The sequence below is a fragment of the Paenibacillus sp. DRB1-1 genome (assembly GCF_052119485.1).
Classification (GTDB): Bacteria; Bacillota; Bacilli; order Paenibacillales; family Paenibacillaceae; genus Paenibacillus; species Paenibacillus polymyxa_B.
The window spans coordinates 3800148-3822412 of the sequence record NZ_JBODQH010000001.1 but is presented as its reverse complement, the minus strand read 5'-3'; the positions used below and the strand labels follow the sequence as shown (position 1 = coordinate 3822412).

Here is a 22265-nt window from a genome sequence, read left to right as displayed (position 1 = left end):
TTCCTCTGTGCAGGACACCTGATGAACGTTTCTTATACAGCCGAATGTTTGGACTACTCGGCTGCTTTCTCTGCTAAAACCATCAGTTCCTCCAGCATATGCCGCTGTCTTTCAATTAAATGCAAAGCTCGTTCCGTAATTTCAGGCATCCGATGCTTGCGCAATTGAAGCCCTGTTTTGTAAATATGCAGATTAAGCTTGTGCCAATCCGCGTACAGCGCCTGTGCCAATTCAATTACATGCTGTGTTTGTGGTCCCAGCGTGGCTTGATGCAGCAGGCAATAATCAGCTGTATAATCCGTCAAATGAAGGGCACTGCCCAATCGCAGATTGTAATAGATTTCATGACAGTACGTCCGAAAATCCTGATCCTCCATATCTGCTAACAGATGGAAGTCACCGACAAATGCCCGGTACCCCTCATCTCCCCGCTTGACCTGCTTGCCTGTTACAGCTTTCCCCGTTTGACTTTCCGACTCATTAGACGTAGGTACGCCTCTCCAGATGGCTTCGTGTCCAGTTACATACTGTCGAATATGATGAGCACACGCAGCATGCATCTCACTTGGCGAAAGCGGGGCAGGCTGCTCCACCAGCCATGCATACTCAATAATGCCCTGCATCAGATCGTCGAGCCGGGCTGAGCCCACATAAGTCATGGCATGTCCCGAGGAATCGAGCAGGAAGCTATCATTCACCTGTGCTGTCCGTTCTTGCAAGTCCAACCCGCACAACTCAATCACGTGGCCCCTTGGGTAATTTTTCACATATACATCGTGATAGGTTAAAGCGGTGCTCGACGTATGCAGCATGGTACCGTAGCCCGATGTGAGTACCTGCAACAGGTCGGTTTCATCGCTGACACCAGCTACCCACGGTTCCACCCGAATAACAGGTCCGCCACTGGCTGCCATTTCTTGAAGCTGCTCCGGATATTTCTCAGGTCCGAAGCGCTTCAAATCTCCACCATATTCTGCGCACATACTCCCACACAGCATGAATAGTTCGGATTCGGCCATGGTCACTCCGTACCTCCGCAATGAGGTACGCAGGGAAGAATATACACAATGTTTCCCTGGAAGAGCGTTTGCCACTTCTTCTGCACCATAGTCCACAACAGAATCTTGACGAGTCTCCATATCGGATTCCTGCATCAAACTTGTCTTTTCAGCGCCCTTATGCATATTTGCTCAGCAGACGCTCGATGCCTTGCAGTGTAGATAGATGCTCCAGCACTAGATCGTCGTCCTCCATCGTAATATCAAGCTCATTTTCCAACTCTACAATTAATTCCACAGCGGATAAGGAATTCAGCCCCAAGGTTCGCAGATCCTGATCCGGAGTCAACTGTTCCAGCTCTCCCGAATCCAGCTTCAAAATCTTTTCCAGCAAGGGTACTACATGGTATACATCTGTTGTTTTCATTCTTGATTCCCTCCAATTTATAAGCATCCTAATCCAGCAATGATACCTTCCAATTTGTGCGCATAAGCATCAGCTTCCTGCCAGCTGTCTGCCAAAATAAGTGTGAAAATCCGGTTCACATAGCCCCGCTTCACAGGAATACCAGACAATGTACCCGCCGTATACACAAACACCCCTTCTGGACGTTCGGGCGTATAGAGCAAGCCCTCCTCCGCGAGCAACCCGCACAAGCGGCTGTAGGTGAGAGGTGTAGCGGTAACGTTGCGGTAATAACGGGATAATGTTTTATGCTGTTCTCCCAGGACGGATGACAGGAACGAAATATAGGTAGACAACGTAAATCTACCATTTATCTCAATGACTGGAATGAGCAAACCTTCTTCGTCAACAAAACCGTCAATAGAGGCCATTCCCGTATACCCAATGGAATAGAGATGCGTACCCAGCTGATAGGCGCAGCGTCTCACTTCTTCCTCCAGCGCATCGCCAATCTCAGCCGGCACTTGAGATCCAATATATACGGTGCCATCCACGTTTTGCCTTTTTAGCGAAAACATCGTCACACCACCGCCCTCGTCAATGCAGAGCTGGTAGTTCAGATCCATCTGCTTATTGTGCCAGCGCTCCACCAGCCAGCCGCCGGAAGATGGCGATGAGCCGCCAAAACGCTTCATCACACTCAGCAGCGTGTCCAGCTTGGACAGCTCGTCCAGCATATACATGCCTTGTCCTGAGGCACCGTGCGGCTGCTTGATAATCAGCTTCACAGGTCCATCCGATAAGTCAGCCAGTCTGGCACACTCCCTGCGGATCGCCGATTCGTCTGCACATACAGCGCCTTCGCTGACAGCAAAACCAAGCTTTTGCGCGGTCAGGCGGCTGAATATTTTATCATTCACCTGAGCACTGACCGCGGATGGAGCGCCGATCAGCTCCAGCCCGCAAAGCTCCGCAATCGTTTCCTCCTGCGGTGTGACCGCATAGGGGACGAGCCACGCTTTGGCTCCGCCGCTGCTGTGGCCTGCATCTGCAACCGTGCGCAGTCGTGCCAAAAGCGCCTCGTCCGCCAGCACCAGTTCTGAAATCGGCGTTAGCGGATCAGAAGGCTCCGGCACCTCAATACGCGGCAGGCTAAAGCCCAACCGCTGAAGCATGTCCAGAAATGCCTCATCCGGCCGTTCCCGAAGTACAATGACATCCTGACTTCGACATAGCAGGAGATTCATTTCCTCCATCCGGTTTACGACTTGCTGTTCATCCCGGTCTACCATGCCCCCCTTGCGGGGGGATGGATGCCACACTTGCTCTGCGCCGATATTAAACAGCCAAATCAGGACTCCATGGTCCCGTTCATGCGCAAGCGCTTCCACAAGGTTAATAGTTTTAGTCGTCACGTCTTATCATCATCCCTCTCTCTTCCATCCAGTAACAAACAACATCCATAGAAAACTAAATGTATTTCAGAGAGCCTGCCCCGTGCAGATACAATACGCTGCATTTGGAGCACACCGGAGTCAATCCTTCATGATTAATCTTTTGACGAGTTTTCTCATACGCATCCGAGTTCCATATCTCCTTCAGACTGTGCTCACGCATGCTTCCAATCGTGAACTCACTGAAAAATTTGCAAGGCATGACCTTCCCGTCTGGTAAAATATCTGTTCTGGAGGTGAGCGCCAAACAATGATTGGAACAACGGCTGACCATTTCCTCGCCATGTATAAATTTATCAATTTCCTCATAATCCAAACCGGGCTGATAGCGCACGCGAATGTTCCATACTCGCTCATTGATCCGCTGTAGTTCCTGCATCAGAGGATCGATGTTATCCGGGTTGATTTTATATTTGAAAGCATGCCAGCTACTAATATTTTGTTCTTCAAGTTGTCGGAGCCAGGAGAAATTATGTGTAAAATATTCATCCATTTTGAGGGAGGTCTCTTTGGAAATGTACCAGGGGAACGTCAGCAGCACCAGATCCAGCTTTTTGTCCTCCAGCATTTGCAGAAATTCGTACATCCGTCCGATCATGTTATCGTTAATGACTGCATGGACAGTCACCCGTCCCTTGTACAATCCCTGGTCGCGCAGTTCAATCAGCTTATCCATCTGCCGCATTGTTTTTTGAAAGGTGCCTTTACCGCGAATTAGATCGTGTTCTCTTTCAAAACCTTCAATCGCTATTAATAACTCCAGATTTTCGGACAAATCCAAAATCCGGTCCAAATATTTATCAATAAGTAATCCATTTGTACAAAAGGTCATTTCGCGCCGATCTTCCGCCAGCACGTCCAAAATTTCATCAAAACGCCGGTGAAACATCGGTTCGCCGCCCCACATGTACAGTCTGGACTTGGCTTCCTTGGTTTCGCTCAAAATCTGCCGGAGCATGTCCGGAGCAAGATCCATGTTTTGTTCTTCTTTATCCATTTGGTGATGGTAGCCTTCCTCGTTCCATTCAAAGCAGTGTGTACATCTCAGGTTGCAGCGGTTGGTCAGCTTAATGCCGATCGTCTGGGGCATGTCCGTTTTGAAAGTAGGGTCCTGTGTGGCGTTACGGTAAGATACAGAAGCGTTTTTCAGGTTACGCTTGATGAGCTTGAACGCTTTCTCATCAATCAGCACATTGCTTTTGGGCTGCATGCTAACACCTCGTTTAATGGATTTTCAGGCACATGTACCAAGCTGTACGTCAGACCGTCTCCATTCCCTCCAGGTGCGGCGCTTGTTCCGCATCGCTGATCCCCTGAATGTAGCTGCAAAACGCATCTACCGAGCTCAAATGCTCTAGCTCAAAGGAATCAAAATCAATCTCCACATCAAACGCATCCTCCACTTGCAGCATGAAATGAACCAACTGCAACGAATCCAGTCCGGCATCATGAATAATGTCCGAATGTCCATCCAGCTTAGCGACCAGTTCAGGATCTTCCTTGACCGCGCTGATCATTTCAATCACTTGGCTTTGCATAGCAAACTCCTCCTTGTGAATGAGATTCTATTCGTTCCGCCCAACGATGTACTCTGCAAAGCTCCTAGATAAATCCCTTCACTGGAACTTTATTCAATTATACTCCTCCAATGAAGAGACAAGTCAATAGGTTGTTTTGTAAATAAAACTCGCAATATGTAAATTAATGTATGATAACTTCTACAATTTTCGCTGGCTATTTTTTCGCAAAGTCTAATAAAAATTCTCCTCACATCTCTTGCATGAGCGGCAGAATTATTTTACAATACACGTGAAAATGTTTTTCTTTATATTCTTCTTATATGCGATACTTATTTTCACTCAAACACTCTACAGCCAAAGGAGCACAGCTCATGACCCCCATTCTTCATACATTAGCCCATAGACTGGAGCAGCTTCCCGTACAGGAGCGCAAGCTGGCGGAATCCATCCTGCAATCCCCGGAAGATGTGCTGCATCTGGGTATTCGGGAGCTGTCAGAGCGTTGTGGTGTGAGCGCGGCGACCGTTACGCGGTTTTGCAAATCACTACATTTTAAAGGCTATCCTGATTTCAAAATGAAGCTGGCCGCCGAGTTGTCCCATTCCAACCGTAATGGTGAAGAATCCTATCAGGATATTGTCGCCGGAAATTCACTTTCCCGAATCGTGCAGGCTATTCAGGCGAACCATACCGCATCCATTGCGGACACGACCCGATTGCTGGATTACGACAAGCTGGAGCAGGCCATTGCATGGCTGTCAGCCACGAGCCGCATTGATCTCTATGGGATGGCGACATCGTCGATTGTGGCACAGGATTTTTACCAGAAGCTCATCCGTATTGGCAAGAACAGCACTGCCTTTGCAGATTCGCATATGCAGATTACCTCTGCCTCCTCGCTCGGAGCAGGAGATGTCGCCTTTGCCGTCTCTTATTCAGGAGAAACCCAGGAGACCATTGCGGCTCTACGTTGTGCAAAGGAACAGGGGGCTAAGACATTATCCCTGACCTCCTTCGGAAACAATACGCTGGCAGGTCTTGCGGATATTGCGCTATTTTCCTCCTCATTGGAGGAAGGAATGCGACGTGGGGATATGGCCTCCCGCATCGCCCAGCTTCATATCATAGATATTCTGTTTACAGGTATGGTGAGCGCAGATTTTGACAAATATATTCCGAGATTGGAAGGTTCATATCAACAAGTGAGCAAGCTCAAAAAACAACCAGGGGGTCACTAAGATGAACATACGCATTTTGAACAGCCGTGAGGACCTGAACGCTACTGCCGCCGCTGTGATCGCCAGCTTGCTGCTATCCAAACCACAGGCCATGCTTGGCCTGGCCACCGGTAGTACGCCGATTGGCATTTACCAACATCTTGCAGATATGTACAGCAAGGGACAGGTCAGTTTTGCACGAGCCTATTCCGTGAATCTTGATGAGTATGTTGGTCTTCCCCCAGAACATCCGCAGAGCTATCGAAGCTTTATGAATGAGCACTTGTTCCAGCATATCGATATTCCGATATCCCATACACGTGTCCCTGACGGGAATGCACTGGATCTGGCAGCAGAATGTGCAGCGCACGAGCAGGCCATTCTGGACCATGGACCCGTGGATCTGCAACTGCTTGGCATTGGTCATAATGGTCATATTGGCTTTAACGAACCTGGTCACCGCTTGACTGGAGCCACACATGTTGTAGATTTGAAAGAAAGTACGCGCTCGGCGAATGCTCGATTTTTTGGCGATATAGATGCTGTACCCAGGCAAGCAGTTACGATGGGAGTAGGCACGATTCTTAAGGCGAAGCAAATTATACTGGTGGCTTTTGGTGCGGATAAGGCTGATATTATAAAGCAGGCTTTAACTGGACCCGTCACGACTGAGTGTCCGGCTTCTCTGCTGCAATGTCACCCTAACGTACTTATCTTACTGGATCAGAAAGCAGGAGGATGGTTCAATTGAAGTCAAATGAAATGAGTGGTAACGTACCCCAGCTACTGTATGGGCAAGTTGTCGTTGGAAATGACATCATTGAAAAAGGGGTTGTCGTCATTGAGGGGCAATCCATTGTATACACTGGTTCAGAAGAGCATTTACCCGCCGATTGGACAGCGGTAGTCTTGGCAAATCAGGAAGAAACCGCAGCGAAAACCGCAAACATTGTGCGTTTGGAAGAAGGCTATCTGCTGCCAGGCTTTATTGATATTCATGTTCACGGCGGTAACGGTGAGGACTTTATGGACTCTAGTCCAAGGGTGCTGGATACGATCACCTCCTTTCACGGTTCACAAGGAACGACGGCTATGCTGGCTACCACCATGACCGCGCCCAAGGAACAGATTGACCGGGTATTGAGTGAAGTTCACGCATACATGGCACTACCTATGCCCTATGCTCAGTTGGAGGGCGTACATCTGGAAGGGCCGTTCATCAGTCCGAACTGGCCTGGAGCGCAAAACCCAGAACATATCGTGCCACCGAATCTCTCATGGGTGGCAGAATGGGAGCAGCTCTATCCAGGCCTTGTTCGCCAGCTCACGCTTGCGCCCGAACGGGAAGGAGCGCTGGAACTGATTGCATGGCTGCGCAGCCATGGCATTACCGCGGCTCTCGGTCATACAGATGCTACGTATGAAGAGGTTGAACAGGCAGCGACGGCGGGGCTGAATCATGCGGTGCATGCATTTAATGCTATGACTCCGCTGCATCATCGCAAGCCGGGAGCCGCCGGAGCCGTACTCGCTGATCCGCGCATTGAAGCAGAAATCATCGCGGACGGCATTCATGTACATCCCGCCGCCATTTCCCTGCTCGCTAGATTAAAGCAGGATCATAATCTCATTCTCATCACAGATGCCATGTCTGCTACTGGTCTGGAAGACGGTCATTATACGCTCGGCGATTTGCCGGTGATCGTGCAGGGCGGTGTAGCGCGACTGGAGGATGGGGTCACTTTGGCAGGAAGCACACTAACGATGATTGAAGGCTTCCGCTATTTGGTTCAACATGTGGGTATAAGTATTCCCGCGGCATCACAAATGGCCAGCCTGAATCCGGCTCGATCCTTGTACATTGCTGATCGTACAGGTTCGCTTGAAGCAGGTAAACAAGCAGACATCCTGTTACTGGATGGAGACTTAAAGCTGCAAGGCGTATGGATTAAAGGATTGCGCAAATAATTCAGTTATAGTTATCATTCCCCAAAACTAAAGAGCTATCCACCAGCGTATTCGCTGAGATGGATAGCTCTTTCTTTGGCATTGCACACACTTATAGGGTTTGAATTAGCGATGATTCATCGGCGCGGGCGTATGATTTTGTGGGCGTGTGGGTGCTGTATTTTCCATTGGACGGTTTGTACCAGCCGCCGGGGTCGGGAATACACGTTCAATCACATCCACCATTTCATTGCTCAAGCCTCTGATCGGATGACCATTTTGCACACTGTGTGTAAAGTCAGTGGCTTGTTTGACAAAATCCGGGTTAGCCGATACATACACCTGTTCAATCGAAGGTGCAAATTGCTTCACTTTATTCGCGATTCGGCTCTTGACTGCATCACTTGGTTCATATGCAGTTCTTGCTCCCTCGATTGTGGTGTTTCTGTTATCTGTGCCATTGTTGTTCGCCAAGCCACGCAACATACCATACGAGCCTGTACCCATCGTACCGAATAAACCATCATCACGACGCGCAGGTGTTCCATTCCCGGTAACTCCATTGTCTGTCATTCCAGGCGTTGTAGTATCCGTAGTACGGTTTCCTCTAGTGCCATTAACGCCATTCACACTCGGTACATTACCGTTACGTCCAATACTATTAGCACTTGGAGTACCGTCAACACTTGGAGCACCGACACCTGTTCCGTTGGCTTGGTCTTTCAAGGAAACGGCTACATAGGCATGTCGTTCACCGACCAGCACTGTCGCAGACTTTACATCCGGCATCTCGGATATACGTTTCGACAAATTGCGATCGACTTGCAGATTACGGACTGGATGTCCGGTTCGGTTGGCATTTTCATTCAATGCCATCCCGTCCATACCATTGGACTTAACCCCATAACGATTCACACCATCCATACCATAACGGTTCACACCATCCATGTGATGTGTGCTTTGCGCGTTATAGCGTGTACTGTTCGTACGAACGTTATGATCGGCATTTCCGCACCCGGTCAAAGCAGCCATACTGGCGAGTAAAGCAGCAGAAATCGTAAAACTGATGACCTTCTTAGTTCCTGGCATGAACTCATCCTCCATACATTATAAAATGTGTGACGAGATTATCATGCGCTATGAATCATAGGGATATCCTGACTAAAAAATGACTAAAAAAATAAAATTTTAATGTAAATATGAAATACAATTGATGATTTACCACAAGATGGCATGTATAATAAGCTTGAAAAATACTTTATTTTACAAAGGAGGATTTTCAGTTTGAAAAAGATCACCGTTTTGATGCTCATTTTTTTGTTATCAGTTACTCTTGTCCCCGTTGGCGCTTTTGCAGGCTCCACTACACCCCAACCTCCGAAAGATCCCGCGGGAAGCTGGGCAGAAGGTCCACCACCTAATCACGTTGATCCAGCCAAGCCCGCACTATTGTTCGTACATGGTTTGAACAGTAGCGCTGAAGTCTGGACCAAGAATAATAACGATATGCTTCAGCGTGCACGAGACGCCGGATACCAGACAGCCACCATTAATCTGTACGATACAACTGGCACATCCCAAGATATGTGGGACAATGGTAAGCTTCTGGCCGACAAAATTAAGGTCATCAGCAATCACTTTGGAAAAAAGCTTATCGTCATCGCCCACAGCAAAGGTGGAGTGGATACTCAAACCGCTCTCGTATATAACGGAGCCGCTCCTTATGTACAACGTGTCATCACCCTCAGCAGTCCTCATCATGGCTCACAACTTGCAGATCTCGCCTACAGTAGCTGGGCCGGATGGCTGGCAGATATTGTCGGGTCACAAAATCCCGGTACCTCCACTTTACAAACATCTTATATGAAGTATTTCCGAACCAAGACCGATGCACTCAGTAATGCGACTACAATTCCATTCTTCACATTTGCTGGTGATAACTGGTCTGGCGGCACTGCTTCCTACATACTGGGTGGACTTTACCTCTCCTCCTTTGGTAAGAATGATGGAGTGGTCACAGTCGACAACGCTAAGCTTCCCGGCGGACGTGTAGTTAAAGTCGGATCTTGGGATCATGCCAAGGTTCGCACCGGTTCTTACGTCTTCTCCCTGATCCAACCCTACCTCCAAGCGAACACTCCAGCATTGAATCAGGAAACTGAGGCACTTTCAGCATCTTCCCTGACTGCTTCTGCTTTACAATCCACCTATAGCGAGATCGATAATTCATATTTTATCCGAGGCGGCGATTATAATGGAAAAGCCTCAGAAACCCTCACTGTTGAAAATGGTGTAAAATCCATTGATCTGGACTGGATCAGCGATAAACGTGTGAGTAAACTGGAACTAACCAAGCCTGACGGTACTAGTGAAATTATTAATCTGAAAGCAGGCCATGATGACGATATTTTTGCTGGTGCCTGGCATCATAACGCCGTCATTCAAAATCCAAAACCGGGCACCTATAAACTGAACGTCACGGCTCCTGATAATGGAGCGTATCTCCTGATTGCACGTTACCAGGCTGTTCAAGTTCCTGAGCTGAAATACAATTTAAATGCAGTGGGCCCGAAGCTAAATCTGAAATCACAGGATTCCCCGAACAGCGTTACACAAGTTACCTACCAAGTTCAATATTATGGTGATCCGCAGCAAGGAGTCACTTCTACATCCAAAGGTTTGACGGTACAGCAAAAAAACGTTAATCCTACCGGACAAATTGAGCTATCCAAAGCGGACAAGCCTGGCATCTATTCTGTAACCTATGAAATTAGCGGCACCACAGAGGCTGGATATCCGTACCGCCGCACAGCTGTTCAATCCATTTATATTGATGCTGACGGCAACAAGTATGTTGACTAAATAAATCTACAACCTAAAAAGCCTGCGAACCCCCATTATAGTTGGGCGTTTGCAGGCTTTTTTTCATTACAAAACATCTTGATAGAGGTAATACTTTGTAATCCATTCGTTGTGTTCAATCCGTTGTCTGATTCCTCAGCTTATGAAGCCAATAGTAGCGGTGTAAATCCATAATAAAATGAAAAAGAACACATGCTAGCATCGAGTATACACTTATCAATACTGTGGCAACTAATTGTTGTGTAGCGAATCCGAGAGAAACATTAGCTATCAGATAACCAGCTCCAGTAAATGTGGTGATAGTTACTACAGGTGTTCTCTTGTTTTTTTCCTTAACATTTGGTTTCTTCTTATGATTTGAAGGATCTTTGAATTTCGCCAAATTATATTTTATAAAGTAATACAAGGCGACTCCATAAAGGGCAAAAGAACCTATAAAACACCATATAGTATCCAGACCCAACATGCCATAAACAAACTTTTGTGTCATGATCATGAAGCCAATAGAACAAACCAAACCAAATACACCACGGAATAAAATGTAATTCAACTGCAATTTGCGTGGCATGATGACCAGTACAAGGGCCCAAATGTTTATCATAACAATCGGTGGCAACAGTACATAAACGTAAACTGCAATGTATGGATTTCCCACTAAGGGGATAACTAGAAACAGATCTAACAATAATAAAACAAGAATGATGACATTGGAACGAATACTGTTGACTGGGTACATCTTCATACTTTTTTCAAAAGAAGCCCTGTTATCACTCATAAACTTAAAGCCCTCCGTTAAATAAGTAAACCTACGGATAAGGATAGCCAAGGCTATATCCATTGTCCACTTTGTACTGTCTTTAACTCTTGTTGCAGTTCTTCTATAAAATCAGTCACAATGCTTTGGACAGCATCTTCACGGGACATACGAATATACCGACTGGTCTTTTGAATGTCTTCCTCGAACAATTGAAGTATCCTACACATGGCCTCCTGATCTCCACTTCGTACTAATTTTAGCAATTGGACGAACTCAGCATCCGAAATAACTCTTTGAGCATTTTCTTTTTCCATTTATTCACCGCCTGTTGGGATAGCTTTAACTCTTTTGCAATCTGTGCTTCGGTTTTGTCTAGTATGTAAAGGTCAAAGATGATCATTTTTCCGATCTCAGAAGATAGAGAGTTGATAAGCTGTAGTGTGTACATATTAGAGTTTGAAGATTCTGTAAAAGATGGGGCGCTGACGGCTTCGTTCTTTTCCATTACAAATTCATGATTGGTTTGTACCCGAGCACGATACTGGATTCTCCAAGCAATGCGGTACAGCTTCTTTCGATATTGTTCCACCAATGTTAGCTGAGACTTATCCATTGTAAATCACCCTTTCTCTTTGGATTTGACTTTTTCTAAATCCTCATACTATAGGGTAATTTGCAAACCTATTTCACAACCAAAACAGAACATTTGTTCTTATTTATTATACTATTTTTACATGCAGTTGTATATGGTTCTTTTAATTTACCTTCCTTTATATATGGCTAAAAAGGAGGGAATACATTGCAAATGGATGATGCTCTTTCTCTGGTTACCAACGTAGGCTTTCCGGCTGGACTTTGTTTTATTTTGTTGCGGCACATCCTGCACACGATGGAAGAAAAGCTGGATAAGCTGGATCTCTCGCTTCATGAGCTGATTCAGGTTATCCAAGATTTAAACGACACGAACAGCTCTTCTTCCAAAAGCAGCAAACCTGACGAATAACGAACACAAAGAAGCTCCAGACGACGATCATCCGCCGTTGGAGCCTCTTTGTGCAGCTAATTTAATTTCTAATAATTATTTTCCAGTCTGAGCTTGGTCGTGGCCATTCTGTTCAGTACGGTTCACGTCAGATACTGACAGACCATAAGCCCAGTTACTTTGTGGCGGCACAACCCATACGGTATCTGGATCATCGCTCAGCGTCCAGCCCTGATAGACCAGCTGGGAATCATCCTTACCCAGCGATATACTCAGCGTAAAGCGGTGAACTGGCTTGCTCAGCTCGGAGGCTTTGCGCAAGGCCTGACTGCTGGCCAGGTTTTTGATTTGCTGCGAGAGGGAAGTCGCCGTGTCATTGGCCACTGACTTTCCGTTCAGCGTCCAAGATGTGGAAGCACTGTCTTCGGTTCCGCTGTTACCGGAGGATTTGAGCATCCATGAAGCATTTTGGCCTTCCCACTCTATTCCGCTCAGCTTGGTATCGTCCCAATCGAACGGCGTTGTATCTATAAAATCATCAGCACCCAGCAACAACCCTGAAAGTGTATCTATAGGTACAGAAGCTATCTCTTTTTTGTCTGATAATACATAAACAGCATCTCCGGAAGGCAACGTTTCACCGAAGGCAAAGGTACGAACGTCGCCCTTCTTGGTCTTAATCTCAATCTGATCATGGGTAGCGCTGATCCCATATTTGGCTACGTCTGTAGGAGAAGATTCCACCACTTCACCCAACTTTACATTTTGAATCGCTGCTAGCCAATTGCCTATTGTATATTGGTTTAGCGGGTAAGTCCGTGGCTTACTCATACTCCATTGACCATCATGTTGTTCAAGTTCCACCGACTTGCCGTCCTTTCCAGTGATCGCGAAAGACGTAATATTCTCTTGCGTTAGCTGAACCAGCTGGCGAGCCGCCGGCGCTTGTTCACGAAAGAAGTTTTGGCTTTTTGCATAGATTATACCCGCTCCCAATACAACTAACAGTAGCACTGTGGGTATCCATTTTCTCATGCTCTTCTTCGCCTCCACCATAATAAGATTCCGATGACCGCGAATAGCAACGGCAATCCGATGACAGATATGGTCAATATCGTTTTTGCTTGTGCAGGAGTCAAGTAAGCTACCTTATAATCCTGCTCCTGACGAGGACGAATGGTGAGCCCATCAGAATGTTCCTGCACATAATTCAGACTGTTCAGCACAAAGTCTCGATTGCCTCCTGTGCTGATCTCAGTGTCGCTTAAAAGGGCAGACGTTCCGAGAATAACGGCTTTGGGCTTACCGTCTTTCCCTTCTACTGCATAACCGAGATTCAGCGGCCCCTGCGGGTCCTTGTCATCCTTCTGCGTTTCGTTGTTCAGCAGCCCTTGGATATTCGTTTCACCATAGCTGGCTGCAGAAGATTTCATCAAAAGCGTCGTCTTCCAATCCTTTGGCTCCCCTGCCTGCAAAGCAATAGACAGTGAAAGAACCGGGTACAGATTGGAAGCCGCCAACTTATCGGTGATCGCATGACTGCCGAAGGTAGGAACCGTCCATAGAGGTCCAAGTGTATTCGTCTGTTCCTGATCCACCACGATGGCATGAGTATCCTTCACTCCATAATCAGCCGCTAATGCATCAAGGTTTTTCCAATCGGACCCCATGTTCGGGTGAAAGCCTAGCGCCATAAAAAGCTTTCCGCCATCATTCAGATACGTACGAATACTCTTCAGTTCCGTTGCACTGATATCACGTTCTGGTCCGACAATAGCCAATACAGACGCATCTTTGGGCACGCTCCCCGCCTGATTGAGCTGAACTTCCTCTGTTTTCACATTATCTTGTGACAGTGAGCTGCTTAATTCAGTCATTTGGGACAATGGGATTTCCTCATGTCCAGTCAGAAAGACCACTTTCCCTTGACGGGTAGATGATAATCCCAGCAGTCCACTAGTCAGCTTTTCTTCCCCGGTAAATTGGTATGCCCCTTCACCACTCCCCTGAGCCTGCGTAAATAGACTCCCAATATCTATAACCCGCTTCTTCTCCCCTTGCACCAACACAATAGACGCTGAAGTAACACCATATTGCTTGGCCAGTATCGGTTCCTGATTCAGATCGTATTGCTCGACCTTGAGCTTGTTGTTACGCTTGGCGTATTCATTCAGCATATCCGCAACATCCCGGTTCAGCTTCTGATTTTGTGAAGTGGATACGGTAAAAGCAATGAGCCGTACGTCTTCCTTTACACCCTGGATGGTCGTCAACGTTTGGTCAGACAGCGTATACTGCTTGCCTGCCGTCAAATCCAGTTGAAAGCCACCCAACGACCGCAGAAATAACGTCAATAAAATAAAAATCCCTACAGCAGCAATCGATAGTATCACACTATTGGTATGACCCAGCCATTTTTTCATATTCATTACCTCCACCGTTTCCGTTCAACCACTTGGATGCTGAATAGCAAAAAGAGCACCGCCACCGTCACGTAGTACATCACATCGGCTCCATTCAGCAATCCTTTGGTGAAACTGTCAAACCGTGCGGTTAGTGAAAAAGGTTCCAGCCATTGCTGTACCGCCGCAGATGCACCCGTCTGGCCTCCAAACGAATCCAGCATCCAGAACACAAGTAAAATAATAAAACTGACGACCGCCGACATCATCTGATGCTGTGAAAGCGTTGAAGCGAATAAGCCGATCGCCATCATGGCTGCGCCAAGCATAAACAGACCGATCACAGATGTAAATACCAGCGTCCAATCCAGCGACCCATAAAAGGACATCACGACCGGATACGCTAGACTGCACAGCACCAATATGAGCAACATGCCCAGCGACGCCAAAAATTTACCCACGATCATTTCCGTCACACTCACAGGTGAGGTAAGCAGCAGTTCATCCGTACCTTGCCTGAATTCCTCCGCAACCAGCCTCATCGTGAGCAATGGGACGACGAACACCAGCATGGACAAGGTGTCACCGAGTACCAGCCGATAGTCCAGAATGCTAGGCTGATACATAACAAAATTTGTATAAAAAAGCAACCCCGTCAGCAGCATGTACACTGCAAGCGCAAAATACGACGTTGGTGTCCACAGATAGGCTTGCAGCTCTTTTTGACAGACCGCGAACAAACGCCTCATGACCGATTACCTCCTGTATCCTTATCTTCTTCAGCCTTATCGTCGCTGGACGCAGTTTCTCCATGCTCCACCGTGATGGCCGTAGGTGCTGCAGTCTCCGAGGAATGTAGGTCTTGTACTGCTGGATCGCCGACCTGACCTTCTTCCGTCTCGCGGGTCGTTAACTGCTGGAAGATATTTTCCAAGCTAAGGTTTTCTTTTTTCATCTCCAAAATCGGAAGCTTCGCATCAGACAGCACATAAAATAGTTCTTCGCGAAAATCCTCACCTGAGTCTCCTGTGAGTAGCAATCCGGTCATATCTGGCTCTGCGGCAGTCAGCTCCGTGTTCGCTGGAGATAGCATGGTCGCCATAGATTCAACCTCTACTTTTCCCCAAGTACGCAGGACATCCAGCACCTGCTCACGCTTGCCTTTAACCTCCACCTTCACCTTGAATCCATCTTCCATCGAACCGCCGAGCGCGTCAGGGCGCCCATCCATGACCAGTTTCCCTTCATGGATGATGAGAACACGATTACACAAAGCATCCACCTCAGGCAATATATGCGTACTTAGCAGTACCGTATGATTTTCGCCAATCTCCTGAATAAGCTGACGAATCTCCAAAATCTGATTGGGGTCCAAACCTGAGGTCGGTTCATCCAGTACCAATAAATCCGGGTTATGAATAATCGCACCTGCCAGTCCCAAGCGCTGTTTATACCCTTTGGACAAACTGCGGACTAATTGTTTTTCCCGCCCATTCAGTCCCAGTCGGGACATCATCTCCGAAATACGCAGCTTCTGCTCTCTCGCAGGCACGTCCCGAATACTAGCTACAAACTTTAAATAGGATCTTACGGACATATCCTCATACAAAGGGGGAGTCTCTGGCAGATAACCGATTTTGGAACGGGCCTGTCTACCCTTATCCTGAATCGGGATACCGTCAATCGTAATTACTCCCTCGTTGGGTTGAAGATACCCTGTAATCATGCGCATCGTCGTCGTTTTACCCGCACCATTCGGCCCCAGAAAACCAACAATTTCACCGCGCTGCATTTCAAAATCCAGCTTATGTACACCCCGGTTGCCCTCATACCACTTGCTCACCTGCTGCACTTTGAGCACATGTTTCACCCTTTCTTTTATCGTAATCTTCTCCCTGCTGCTCCCCTACCCCAAAATGTTGCATGAGTAGCAGGTAGCAGCGATCGGAAGCTCAAAGCCTTCACGGAGCGGTCTCCCCCTACTTTCCTCCCACCTAAAATGTTGCATGAGTAGCGAGTAGCAGCGAAGCGGAGGATTTGAAGCTGGAGAAGCGCCAGCGATCGGAAGCTCAAAGCCTTCGCGGAGCGGTCTCCCCCTACTTCCCTCCCACCTAAAATGTTGCATGAGTAGCGGGTAGCAGCGAAGCGGAGGATTTGAAGCTGGAGAAGCGCCAGCGTTCGCCTTTGCTGTAGGATTCTTACCTTTATATGTCTTATCTAATCAAAGAAGAATCCTACAGCAACAGCGATCGGAAGCTCAAAGCCTTCGCGGAGCGGTCTCTCGCACTTCATGCTACACTTTTAAATTCTAATGATAATCCCCCACATATAACTCTAGCTTAACGTCACTTAAATAGAAGCTTAAAATAATGTGTCTGAAATGTGAACACAAAAATACACATCTGCCCTCGTAAACTTGTACGGTTCGCTAGGATATGGATTCGCATCTACTATCATTACAACGTGTGAAGGGAGTGTATAAAAGCGATGAGTGTATTGTTTACCAATCTAGTTTCTAACGGCGACTTCGAGATCGGATCAACCCTTTTTTGGAGCTCTGTCAATGTGACTGTCACTAACTTATCTGTAAAAAAGACAAACTTTTATAGTGCGATCCTGGCAGGAGGCGCAGTAGATGCATCTCTTTCCCAGGTCGTTTTTGCTGCACCAGGCGAAAGCTATACGTTAAGCCTTTCAGCTGCAAAAATAGGAAGCCTGTCCAGTCCTCAAGTTAACATATTTCTGATTTACTATGACGCAGCCTTTAGCTTCCTTGGCACGGGGCTAACTACCTATTTGAGCGCAGGCACACTGCCAGACGCTGTGAACGGAACATGGCAAAGCCTATATGAAGTAACAGCTCCTGTTCCAGCCAACGCAGCCTATGCCTTTTTGGTTATTAGTAAAAATGCCTTGGCTAATACTGCTGATGTAGCCATTGATGCCGTTGCTCTTGTTAAAGCAAGTGCAACTGGAGCTGTGGGTCCAGCCGGACCTGCCGGGCCTACAGGTGCTACTGGCGCAAGTGGCACTACAGGTGCTACGGGGCCTGCGGGTGCCACAGGCGCCACGGGCATTGGCGGACCTGTCGGGCCTACTGGCGCTACGGGCGACACTGGTGTTACTGGACCTGTCGGACCTACTGGCGCCACGGGCGACACGGGCGTTACCGGACCTGTCGGACCTACTGGTGCCACGGGCGACACGGGCGTTACCGGACCTGTCGGACCTACTGGTGCCACGGGCGACACTGGTGTTACTGGACCTGTCGGACCTACTGGCGCCACGGGCGACACGGGCGTTACCGGACCTGTCGGACCTACTGGTGCCACGGGTGATACAGGTGCTACCGGACCTGTCGGGCCTACGGGTGCCACGGGTGATACAGGTGCTACCGGACCTGTCGGGCCTACGGGTGCCACGGGTGATACAGGTGCTACCGGACCTGTCGGACCTACTGGCGCCACGGGTGACACTGGTGTTACTGGACCTGTCGGACCTACTGGTGCCACGGGTGACACTGGCGTTACCGGACCTGTCGGACCTACTGGTGCCACGGGTGATACAGGTGCTACCGGACCTGTCGGACCTACTGGCGCCACGGGCGACACGGGCGTTACCGGACCTGTCGGACCTACGGGCGCTACGGGTGATACAGGTGTTACCGGACCTGCTGGACCTATCGGGCCTATCGGGCCTATTGGCGACACAGGCGCTACCGGACCTATCGGGCCGACTGGACCTACTGGACCATTCGGCCTTGGATTTACCGGACCTGTCGGGCCGACTGGCGCCACGGGCGACACTGGTGCTACCGGACCTGTCGGACCTACAGGCGCCACGGGCGACACTGGTGTTACTGGGCCAGTCGGACCTACAGGCGCCACGGGCGACACTGGTGTTACTGGACCTGTCGGACCTACGGGCGCTACGGGTGATACAGGTGTTACTGGACCTACAGGGCCGACTGGACCGATTGGACCAACTGGAGACACAGGCCCAGAAGGACCGATTGGACCAACTGGACCTACGGGACCGACTGGACCTACGGGGCCTACCGGACTCTAACCTCCCTTTTCTGTCACATCATGTTTAAGCGATATACCATACCTTATCGACAAAGCCGCACAGCATGTTAAGGCTTTGTCATCCATGCCCTGCCGCGATTGCGGCAGGGTTTCTATAACTCAGGCCTCTTTTAAAAATCCAACTTTATGTTTGATCTGAACCCTTAGATGGTTCCCAAAGGAGTGATGCTCAATTGATCAGTATCAGCCTGTGCATGATCGTCAAAAATGATCAAAATACCATTGGCCGTTGCCTGGAATCGGTCCATCATATTGTGGATGAAATCAACATCGTGGACACAGGTTCACAGGATCGGACCATTGACATATGTCGCAACTTTACAGATCGAATTTTTCCATTTGAATGGGTAGATCATTTTGCCCTTGCACGTAACTATTCGTTTGAGCAAGCTACGAAGGAGTACATTCTCTGGCTTGATGCCGATGATATTTTGAAAGAGCAAGATGCCGTCAAGCTGCTTGAGCTAAAGCATACCCTTGATTCCTCAGCCGTACCAACCGTCGATTCCGTGTCTATGAATTATCATTATGCCTTTGATGATCATGGCAATGTCACCCTACATTTTCGCCGAAACCGCTTGATCAAAAGGTCTGCCGGATTCCGTTGGCACGGAGCCGTGCATGAGTACCTCGCCGTAGACGGAAATATTCAACATGCCGATATCGCCATAACTCACACCAGAACACATACAGTCTCTCCAGGAAGAAATCTGCGAATTTATGAGAAGTTGCTCGCCCAAGGTCATGCCTTCTCTCCTCGTGACCTCTACTATTACGCTAACGAGTTAAGAGATAATGAAAGATATGAACAGGCCGTGCAGGCTTACCGAAATTTTCTGGATACCGGACAATGCTGGGTAGAGGATGCGATTAGTGCATGTAGCAAAATGGCCGACTGTCTGCAACAACTTGGCAAGCTGGAGCAAAGTATTACCGCGGCTCTCCATAGTTTGACCTTCGATACGCCCAGGGCAGATCTATGCTGTCGGATAGGTCATTATTTTTTGCATAAAAACGAGATCTCCAAAGCTATTTATTGGTACGACATGGCTACCACTCTGAATCCTCCCGACACGATGGGCCCGGTACAGGACGCGTACCAAACGTGGTTTCCTCATATCCAGCTATGCATTTGCCATTTTCGGATGAAGGATTACACACGTGCGAATTGGCACAACGAGCAAGCTGCCACGTACATTCCCAACGACCTGCATGTCCTGCATAATCGGCAATTTTTCAGCTCAATCCTGAATCCTCCCCAATAAAGGTGTCCCCCATACCCCCCCTCAATCTTTTAGTAAGTCAAAGGAGGAGCAAGCGGAATGCAACAATCGAATCGGTACAAGATAGCTGTCTATGCCATTAGCAAAAATGAAGCCCGATTCGCCAAACGCTGGATGCACACCATGCGTGAAGCCGATGTTGTCATTGTAGCGGACACCGGCTCTACAGACGATACTGTTTCCCTGCTACGCGAAGCGGGTGCAGAGGTGCATCGCATCCAGGTAAACCCTTGGCGTTTTGACAAGGCTCGTAATGAGTCCCTACGGCTGGTCCCTGACGATATAGATATTTGTGTCTGTACGGATCTGGACGAAGTCTGGGAGGAAGGTTGGCGGTCGCGGCTGGAACGCAACTGGAGGGTAGGAACTACCCGGATGCTATATGCCTTTACACATGGACAGCCTGGGCAAGATACCGTTTATACATGGTTCTGGAAAGAAAAAATACACACTCGTCACGGTTACCGCTGGGTACGCCCGGTTCACGAGGTGCTTGAATATATCGGGGTGGGTGAAGAACGCAGCATCCGATCAGACCAGCTCCGCTTGTATCATGATCCCGATCCGCACAAGTCCCGCAGCCAATACCTTCCACTGCTAGAGCAGTCCGTGCGCGAGTTTCCCGAGGATGACCGCAACATGCATTACTTGGGGCGGGAATATATGTATCATGGCCGTTGGGACGAGTGCATTGCTACACTGCAACAACATCTTGCCATGCCGCAGGCAAGCTGGGCAGATGAACGCAGCGCTTCGATGCGCTTTATTTCTAGAGCCTATAAAGCACGTGAACAATGGCAGGAGGCAACACGTTGGTTATACCGGGCTATTGCGGAAGCACCGTATTTACGTGAACCTTACACCGAAATGGCTCAGCTGGCCTATCATACACGGAACTGGTCCGCTGTCTATCATATGGTTGAAGAAGCGTTGCGTATTTCAACACGACCGGATACGTACATGCAAGAGGATTTTTGCTGGGACGCCACACTGTATGATCTTGGTGCCCTCGCTTGCTACGAGTTAGGCCTTTTACACAAAGCATGTAAATTTGCGAGAGAAGCAACAGAGCGCTCCCCGGACGATTTTCGCCTTAGCCATAATTATGCGCTAATTCAATCTAGGCTTCCATAGAAACCCACACCCCGCCCTGTAGGTTGAATAACTTGGTATAGGAGCTTGCGTTTGGCAAAGGAGGTTATTGAGATCAAAATTCTATTTACTTTTTATATACCCAGCGGCGGTGTGGAAACCTTGAACCGCCAACGCTGTAAAGTGCTCATTCAGGACGGGATTGAGTGTCACCTTCTCTATTATCAGCAGGGGACCGGGATGCAAAACCTGCACGGCGATATTCCAGTGTTCATGACCTCTTCTGAAGAAGAAATTCGAAAACTGGTGGAGGCTCATCGCTATGATGCAATTATCGTCTCTTCGGACTACCCCATGCTCCCCAGACTGAGAATGTTGGGCTATCAGGGGGTATTAATCTATGAATCGCAAGGCTTTGGCCCACACGAGGAAGCGGCATGGGTAGTCGCGGATGCGGCTCCGTATCTTCAAAAGTACGCCGATGCGGTGCTCCTGCCAGATACGACTCATTTAGTGAACTTATTCTCCAGCATGTGTCCATGGCTTAATCGCTACGTGTTTCCAAACGTACTGGATACCAGCGTATTTAATTATGTACCTAACACTCCTCCGATCAATCCGATTATTGCCTGGGTTGGGCGATTGGAGCCCAACAAGAACTGGAGGCATTTTGTCGACATTTCTTACTGGATGCTGCAAAACCGTTCGGATCTTCGAATCTGGATGTTTTATGATGACACCTTGTCTCAGCCGGAGGATAAAATACAATTCGAGAACATGCTTGCTCAGCTTGGCATGTCCTCAATTATCGAGCGCTTTAAAAGGGTGCCTCATGCCCAAATGCCCCTGTATTACTCCATGATTGGCGACTCAGGTGGCTACCTGCTATCAACCTCGCTGGTGGAGGGCTTCGGCTATGCGGTTGCTGAGGCGATGGCCTGTCGTTGCCCGGTATTAAGCTCTGATTCAGACGGAGTACGAGCATTCATTGACCACAACGAAACCGGTAAATTTTATCAGCAGGGAGACATCTTGCAGGCGATACTGCAAGGACTAGACCTGATGAACAACGTACCTCAACGCGAATCTATCCGCAGAAAAGGGCTGGAGCGAATCGTTAACCTGTTGGCACCAGACAAATATGTGCGCTCCTTCCGGCAGATGATGAACACGCTGGGTGTGAGGTAACTAAAAAAACAGCTGACGACAACCCTTTTTATATACGGGCCATCGTCAGCTTTAACTTGCCTTTTATTC

Annotated in this window: 22 protein-coding genes; 9 read left to right on the top strand and 13 right to left on the bottom strand. The window is 48.3% G+C overall.

The window, feature by feature from the left end:
- Window positions 1–53 precede the first annotated feature (53 nt).
- Genes ACQW03_RS17000 through ACQW03_RS16980 form a run of 5 tightly spaced genes read right to left on the bottom strand, consistent with a single transcriptional unit; the run spans window position 54 to window position 4396 of the window.
- Complete coding sequence (locus ACQW03_RS17000; protein ID WP_441950756.1) at window positions 54–1139, bottom strand: hypothetical protein; 1086 nt, start codon at window positions 1137–1139, stop codon at window positions 54–56.
- Between the two features lie 37 nt (window positions 1140–1176).
- The gene (locus ACQW03_RS16995; protein WP_076294457.1) at window positions 1177–1425 is read right to left on the bottom strand and encodes an acyl carrier protein; all 249 of its coding nucleotides are present in this window, start codon (window positions 1423–1425) and stop codon (window positions 1177–1179) included.
- Between the two features lie 17 nt (window positions 1426–1442).
- Window positions 1443–2819, bottom strand: coding sequence for a peptide ligase PGM1-related protein (locus ACQW03_RS16990; RefSeq protein ID WP_441950753.1), 1377 nt, complete (start codon window positions 2817–2819; stop codon window positions 1443–1445).
- Between the two features lie 55 nt (window positions 2820–2874).
- Window positions 2875–4068 (bottom strand): radical SAM/SPASM domain-containing protein, encoded by a 1194-nt coding sequence (locus ACQW03_RS16985; protein ID WP_025719471.1) that lies wholly within the window; start codon window positions 4066–4068, stop codon window positions 2875–2877.
- Between the two features lie 49 nt (window positions 4069–4117).
- Window positions 4118–4396, bottom strand: coding sequence for an acyl carrier protein (locus ACQW03_RS16980; protein ID WP_013311713.1), 279 nt, complete (start codon window positions 4394–4396; stop codon window positions 4118–4120).
- Window positions 4397–4749: 353 nt separating this feature from the next.
- On the opposite strand from ACQW03_RS16980, the gene ACQW03_RS16975 reads away from it, so the two are divergent.
- Genes ACQW03_RS16975 through nagA form a run of 3 tightly spaced genes read left to right on the top strand, consistent with a single transcriptional unit; the run spans window position 4750 to window position 7563 of the window.
- Window positions 4750–5616, top strand: a complete 867-nt coding sequence (locus tag ACQW03_RS16975; RefSeq protein ID WP_071642672.1) for a MurR/RpiR family transcriptional regulator — start codon at window positions 4750–4752, stop codon at window positions 5614–5616.
- 1 nt (window position 5617) lies between these two features.
- Window positions 5618–6346, top strand: coding sequence for a glucosamine-6-phosphate deaminase (gene nagB, locus ACQW03_RS16970; protein ID WP_071642674.1), 729 nt, complete (start codon window positions 5618–5620; stop codon window positions 6344–6346).
- Window positions 6343–7563: an N-acetylglucosamine-6-phosphate deacetylase gene (gene nagA, locus ACQW03_RS16965; protein ID WP_258297142.1), complete on the top strand. Its 1221-nt coding sequence runs from the start codon at window positions 6343–6345 to the stop codon at window positions 7561–7563. The genes nagB and nagA overlap by 4 nt, the downstream gene beginning before the upstream one ends.
- Before the next feature lie 105 nt (window positions 7564–7668).
- Here nagA and ACQW03_RS16960 read toward each other — a convergent pair whose 3' ends face one another.
- On the bottom strand, window positions 7669–8631 hold the full coding sequence (locus tag ACQW03_RS16960) for a YhcN/YlaJ family sporulation lipoprotein (protein WP_258297141.1): 963 nt from the start codon (window positions 8629–8631) through the stop codon (window positions 7669–7671).
- Window positions 8632–8826: 195 nt separating this feature from the next.
- Between ACQW03_RS16960 and ACQW03_RS16955 the strand changes: the two genes are divergently transcribed.
- Complete coding sequence (locus ACQW03_RS16955; protein ID WP_441950749.1) at window positions 8827–10404, top strand: esterase/lipase family protein; 1578 nt, start codon at window positions 8827–8829, stop codon at window positions 10402–10404.
- Between the two features lie 115 nt (window positions 10405–10519).
- Here the strand turns inward: ACQW03_RS16955 and ACQW03_RS16950 are convergent, their stop codons facing one another.
- From ACQW03_RS16950 to ACQW03_RS16940, 3 genes are read right to left on the bottom strand one after another with little or no spacing between them, the layout of a single operon-like run.
- The gene (locus tag ACQW03_RS16950; protein WP_441950747.1) at window positions 10520–11179 is read right to left on the bottom strand and encodes a hypothetical protein; all 660 of its coding nucleotides are present in this window, start codon (window positions 11177–11179) and stop codon (window positions 10520–10522) included.
- A gap of 53 nt (window positions 11180–11232) precedes the next feature.
- The gene (locus ACQW03_RS16945) at window positions 11233–11475 is read right to left on the bottom strand and encodes a helix-turn-helix domain-containing protein (protein ID WP_220025923.1); all 243 of its coding nucleotides are present in this window, start codon (window positions 11473–11475) and stop codon (window positions 11233–11235) included.
- The gene (locus ACQW03_RS16940) at window positions 11418–11774 is read right to left on the bottom strand and encodes a hypothetical protein (protein WP_025719486.1); all 357 of its coding nucleotides are present in this window, start codon (window positions 11772–11774) and stop codon (window positions 11418–11420) included. The genes ACQW03_RS16945 and ACQW03_RS16940 overlap by 58 nt, the downstream gene beginning before the upstream one ends.
- A gap of 186 nt (window positions 11775–11960) precedes the next feature.
- Between ACQW03_RS16940 and ACQW03_RS16935 the strand changes: the two genes are divergently transcribed.
- The gene (locus ACQW03_RS16935; RefSeq protein WP_025719488.1) at window positions 11961–12164 is read left to right on the top strand and encodes a hypothetical protein; all 204 of its coding nucleotides are present in this window, start codon (window positions 11961–11963) and stop codon (window positions 12162–12164) included.
- A 75-nt stretch (window positions 12165–12239) separates the two neighbouring features.
- On the opposite strand, the gene ACQW03_RS16930 is transcribed toward ACQW03_RS16935, so the two are convergent.
- The 4 genes from ACQW03_RS16930 to ACQW03_RS16915 are packed head-to-tail and all read right to left on the bottom strand — an operon-like array spanning window position 12240 to window position 16406.
- The gene (locus tag ACQW03_RS16930; RefSeq protein WP_441950744.1) at window positions 12240–13178 is read right to left on the bottom strand and encodes a DUF4340 domain-containing protein; all 939 of its coding nucleotides are present in this window, start codon (window positions 13176–13178) and stop codon (window positions 12240–12242) included.
- Window positions 13175–14566, bottom strand: a complete 1392-nt coding sequence (locus ACQW03_RS16925) for a GldG family protein (protein WP_220025925.1) — start codon at window positions 14564–14566, stop codon at window positions 13175–13177. The genes ACQW03_RS16930 and ACQW03_RS16925 overlap by 4 nt, the downstream gene beginning before the upstream one ends.
- Window positions 14567–14571: 5 nt before the next feature.
- Window positions 14572–15294, bottom strand: coding sequence for an ABC transporter permease (locus ACQW03_RS16920; RefSeq protein WP_441950742.1), 723 nt, complete (start codon window positions 15292–15294; stop codon window positions 14572–14574).
- On the bottom strand, window positions 15291–16406 hold the full coding sequence (locus ACQW03_RS16915) for an ABC transporter ATP-binding protein (RefSeq protein ID WP_441950740.1): 1116 nt from the start codon (window positions 16404–16406) through the stop codon (window positions 15291–15293). The genes ACQW03_RS16920 and ACQW03_RS16915 overlap by 4 nt, the downstream gene beginning before the upstream one ends.
- A 626-nt stretch (window positions 16407–17032) precedes the next feature.
- On the opposite strand from ACQW03_RS16915, the gene ACQW03_RS16910 reads away from it, so the two are divergent.
- The 4 genes from ACQW03_RS16910 to ACQW03_RS16895 all read left to right on the top strand — a co-directional run bounded on the left by ACQW03_RS16910 (window position 17033) and on the right by ACQW03_RS16895 (window position 22196).
- Window positions 17033–18613: an NTTRR-F1 domain gene (locus ACQW03_RS16910; RefSeq protein WP_441950738.1), complete on the top strand. Its 1581-nt coding sequence runs from the start codon at window positions 17033–17035 to the stop codon at window positions 18611–18613.
- Window positions 18614–18806: 193 nt separating this feature from the next.
- On the top strand, window positions 18807–19898 hold the full coding sequence (locus ACQW03_RS16905) for a glycosyltransferase (RefSeq protein WP_441950736.1): 1092 nt from the start codon (window positions 18807–18809) through the stop codon (window positions 19896–19898).
- 57 nt (window positions 19899–19955) lie between these two features.
- Window positions 19956–21050 carry a tetratricopeptide repeat-containing glycosyltransferase gene (locus ACQW03_RS16900; protein ID WP_441950734.1) on the top strand — a complete coding sequence of 365 codons (1095 nt, stop codon included), beginning with the start codon at window positions 19956–19958 and terminating at the stop codon, window positions 21048–21050.
- 51 nt (window positions 21051–21101) lie between these two features.
- Window positions 21102–22196 (top strand): glycosyltransferase family 4 protein, encoded by a 1095-nt coding sequence (locus ACQW03_RS16895; protein ID WP_071642697.1) that lies wholly within the window; start codon window positions 21102–21104, stop codon window positions 22194–22196.
- Window positions 22197–22265: the final 69 nt, after the last annotated feature.

Bases quoted from the DNA above. Each gene is read 5' to 3' on its own strand.
- ACQW03_RS17000 (WP_441950756.1), bottom strand. From the start codon at position 1,139: ATGGAGACTCGTCAAGATTCTGTTGTGGACTATGGTGCAGAAGAAGTG.
- ACQW03_RS16995 (WP_076294457.1), bottom strand. From the start codon at position 1,425: ATGAAAACAACAGATGTATACCATGTAGTACCCTTGCTGGAAAAGATT.
- ACQW03_RS16985 (WP_025719471.1), bottom strand. From the start codon at position 4,068: ATGCAGCCCAAAAGCAATGTGCTGATTGATGAGAAAGCGTTCAAGCTC.
- ACQW03_RS16980 (WP_013311713.1), bottom strand. From the start codon at position 4,396: ATGCAAAGCCAAGTGATTGAAATGATCAGCGCGGTCAAGGAAGATCCT.
- ACQW03_RS16975 (WP_071642672.1), top strand. From the start codon at position 4,750: ATGACCCCCATTCTTCATACATTAGCCCATAGACTGGAGCAGCTTCCC.
- nagB (WP_071642674.1), top strand. From the start codon at position 5,618: ATGAACATACGCATTTTGAACAGCCGTGAGGACCTGAACGCTACTGCC.
- ACQW03_RS16960 (WP_258297141.1), bottom strand. From the start codon at position 8,631: ATGCCAGGAACTAAGAAGGTCATCAGTTTTACGATTTCTGCTGCTTTA.
- ACQW03_RS16950 (WP_441950747.1), bottom strand. From the start codon at position 11,179: ATGAGTGATAACAGGGCTTCTTTTGAAAAAAGTATGAAGATGTACCCA.
- ACQW03_RS16945 (WP_220025923.1), bottom strand. From the start codon at position 11,475: ATGGAAAAAGAAAATGCTCAAAGAGTTATTTCGGATGCTGAGTTCGTC.
- ACQW03_RS16940 (WP_025719486.1), bottom strand. From the start codon at position 11,774: ATGGATAAGTCTCAGCTAACATTGGTGGAACAATATCGAAAGAAGCTG.
- ACQW03_RS16930 (WP_441950744.1), bottom strand. From the start codon at position 13,178: ATGAGAAAATGGATACCCACAGTGCTACTGTTAGTTGTATTGGGAGCG.
- ACQW03_RS16925 (WP_220025925.1), bottom strand. From the start codon at position 14,566: ATGAAAAAATGGCTGGGTCATACCAATAGTGTGATACTATCGATTGCT.
- ACQW03_RS16920 (WP_441950742.1), bottom strand. From the start codon at position 15,294: ATGAGGCGTTTGTTCGCGGTCTGTCAAAAAGAGCTGCAAGCCTATCTG.
- ACQW03_RS16910 (WP_441950738.1), top strand. From the start codon at position 17,033: ATGAGTGTATTGTTTACCAATCTAGTTTCTAACGGCGACTTCGAGATC.
- ACQW03_RS16900 (WP_441950734.1), top strand. From the start codon at position 19,956: ATGCAACAATCGAATCGGTACAAGATAGCTGTCTATGCCATTAGCAAA.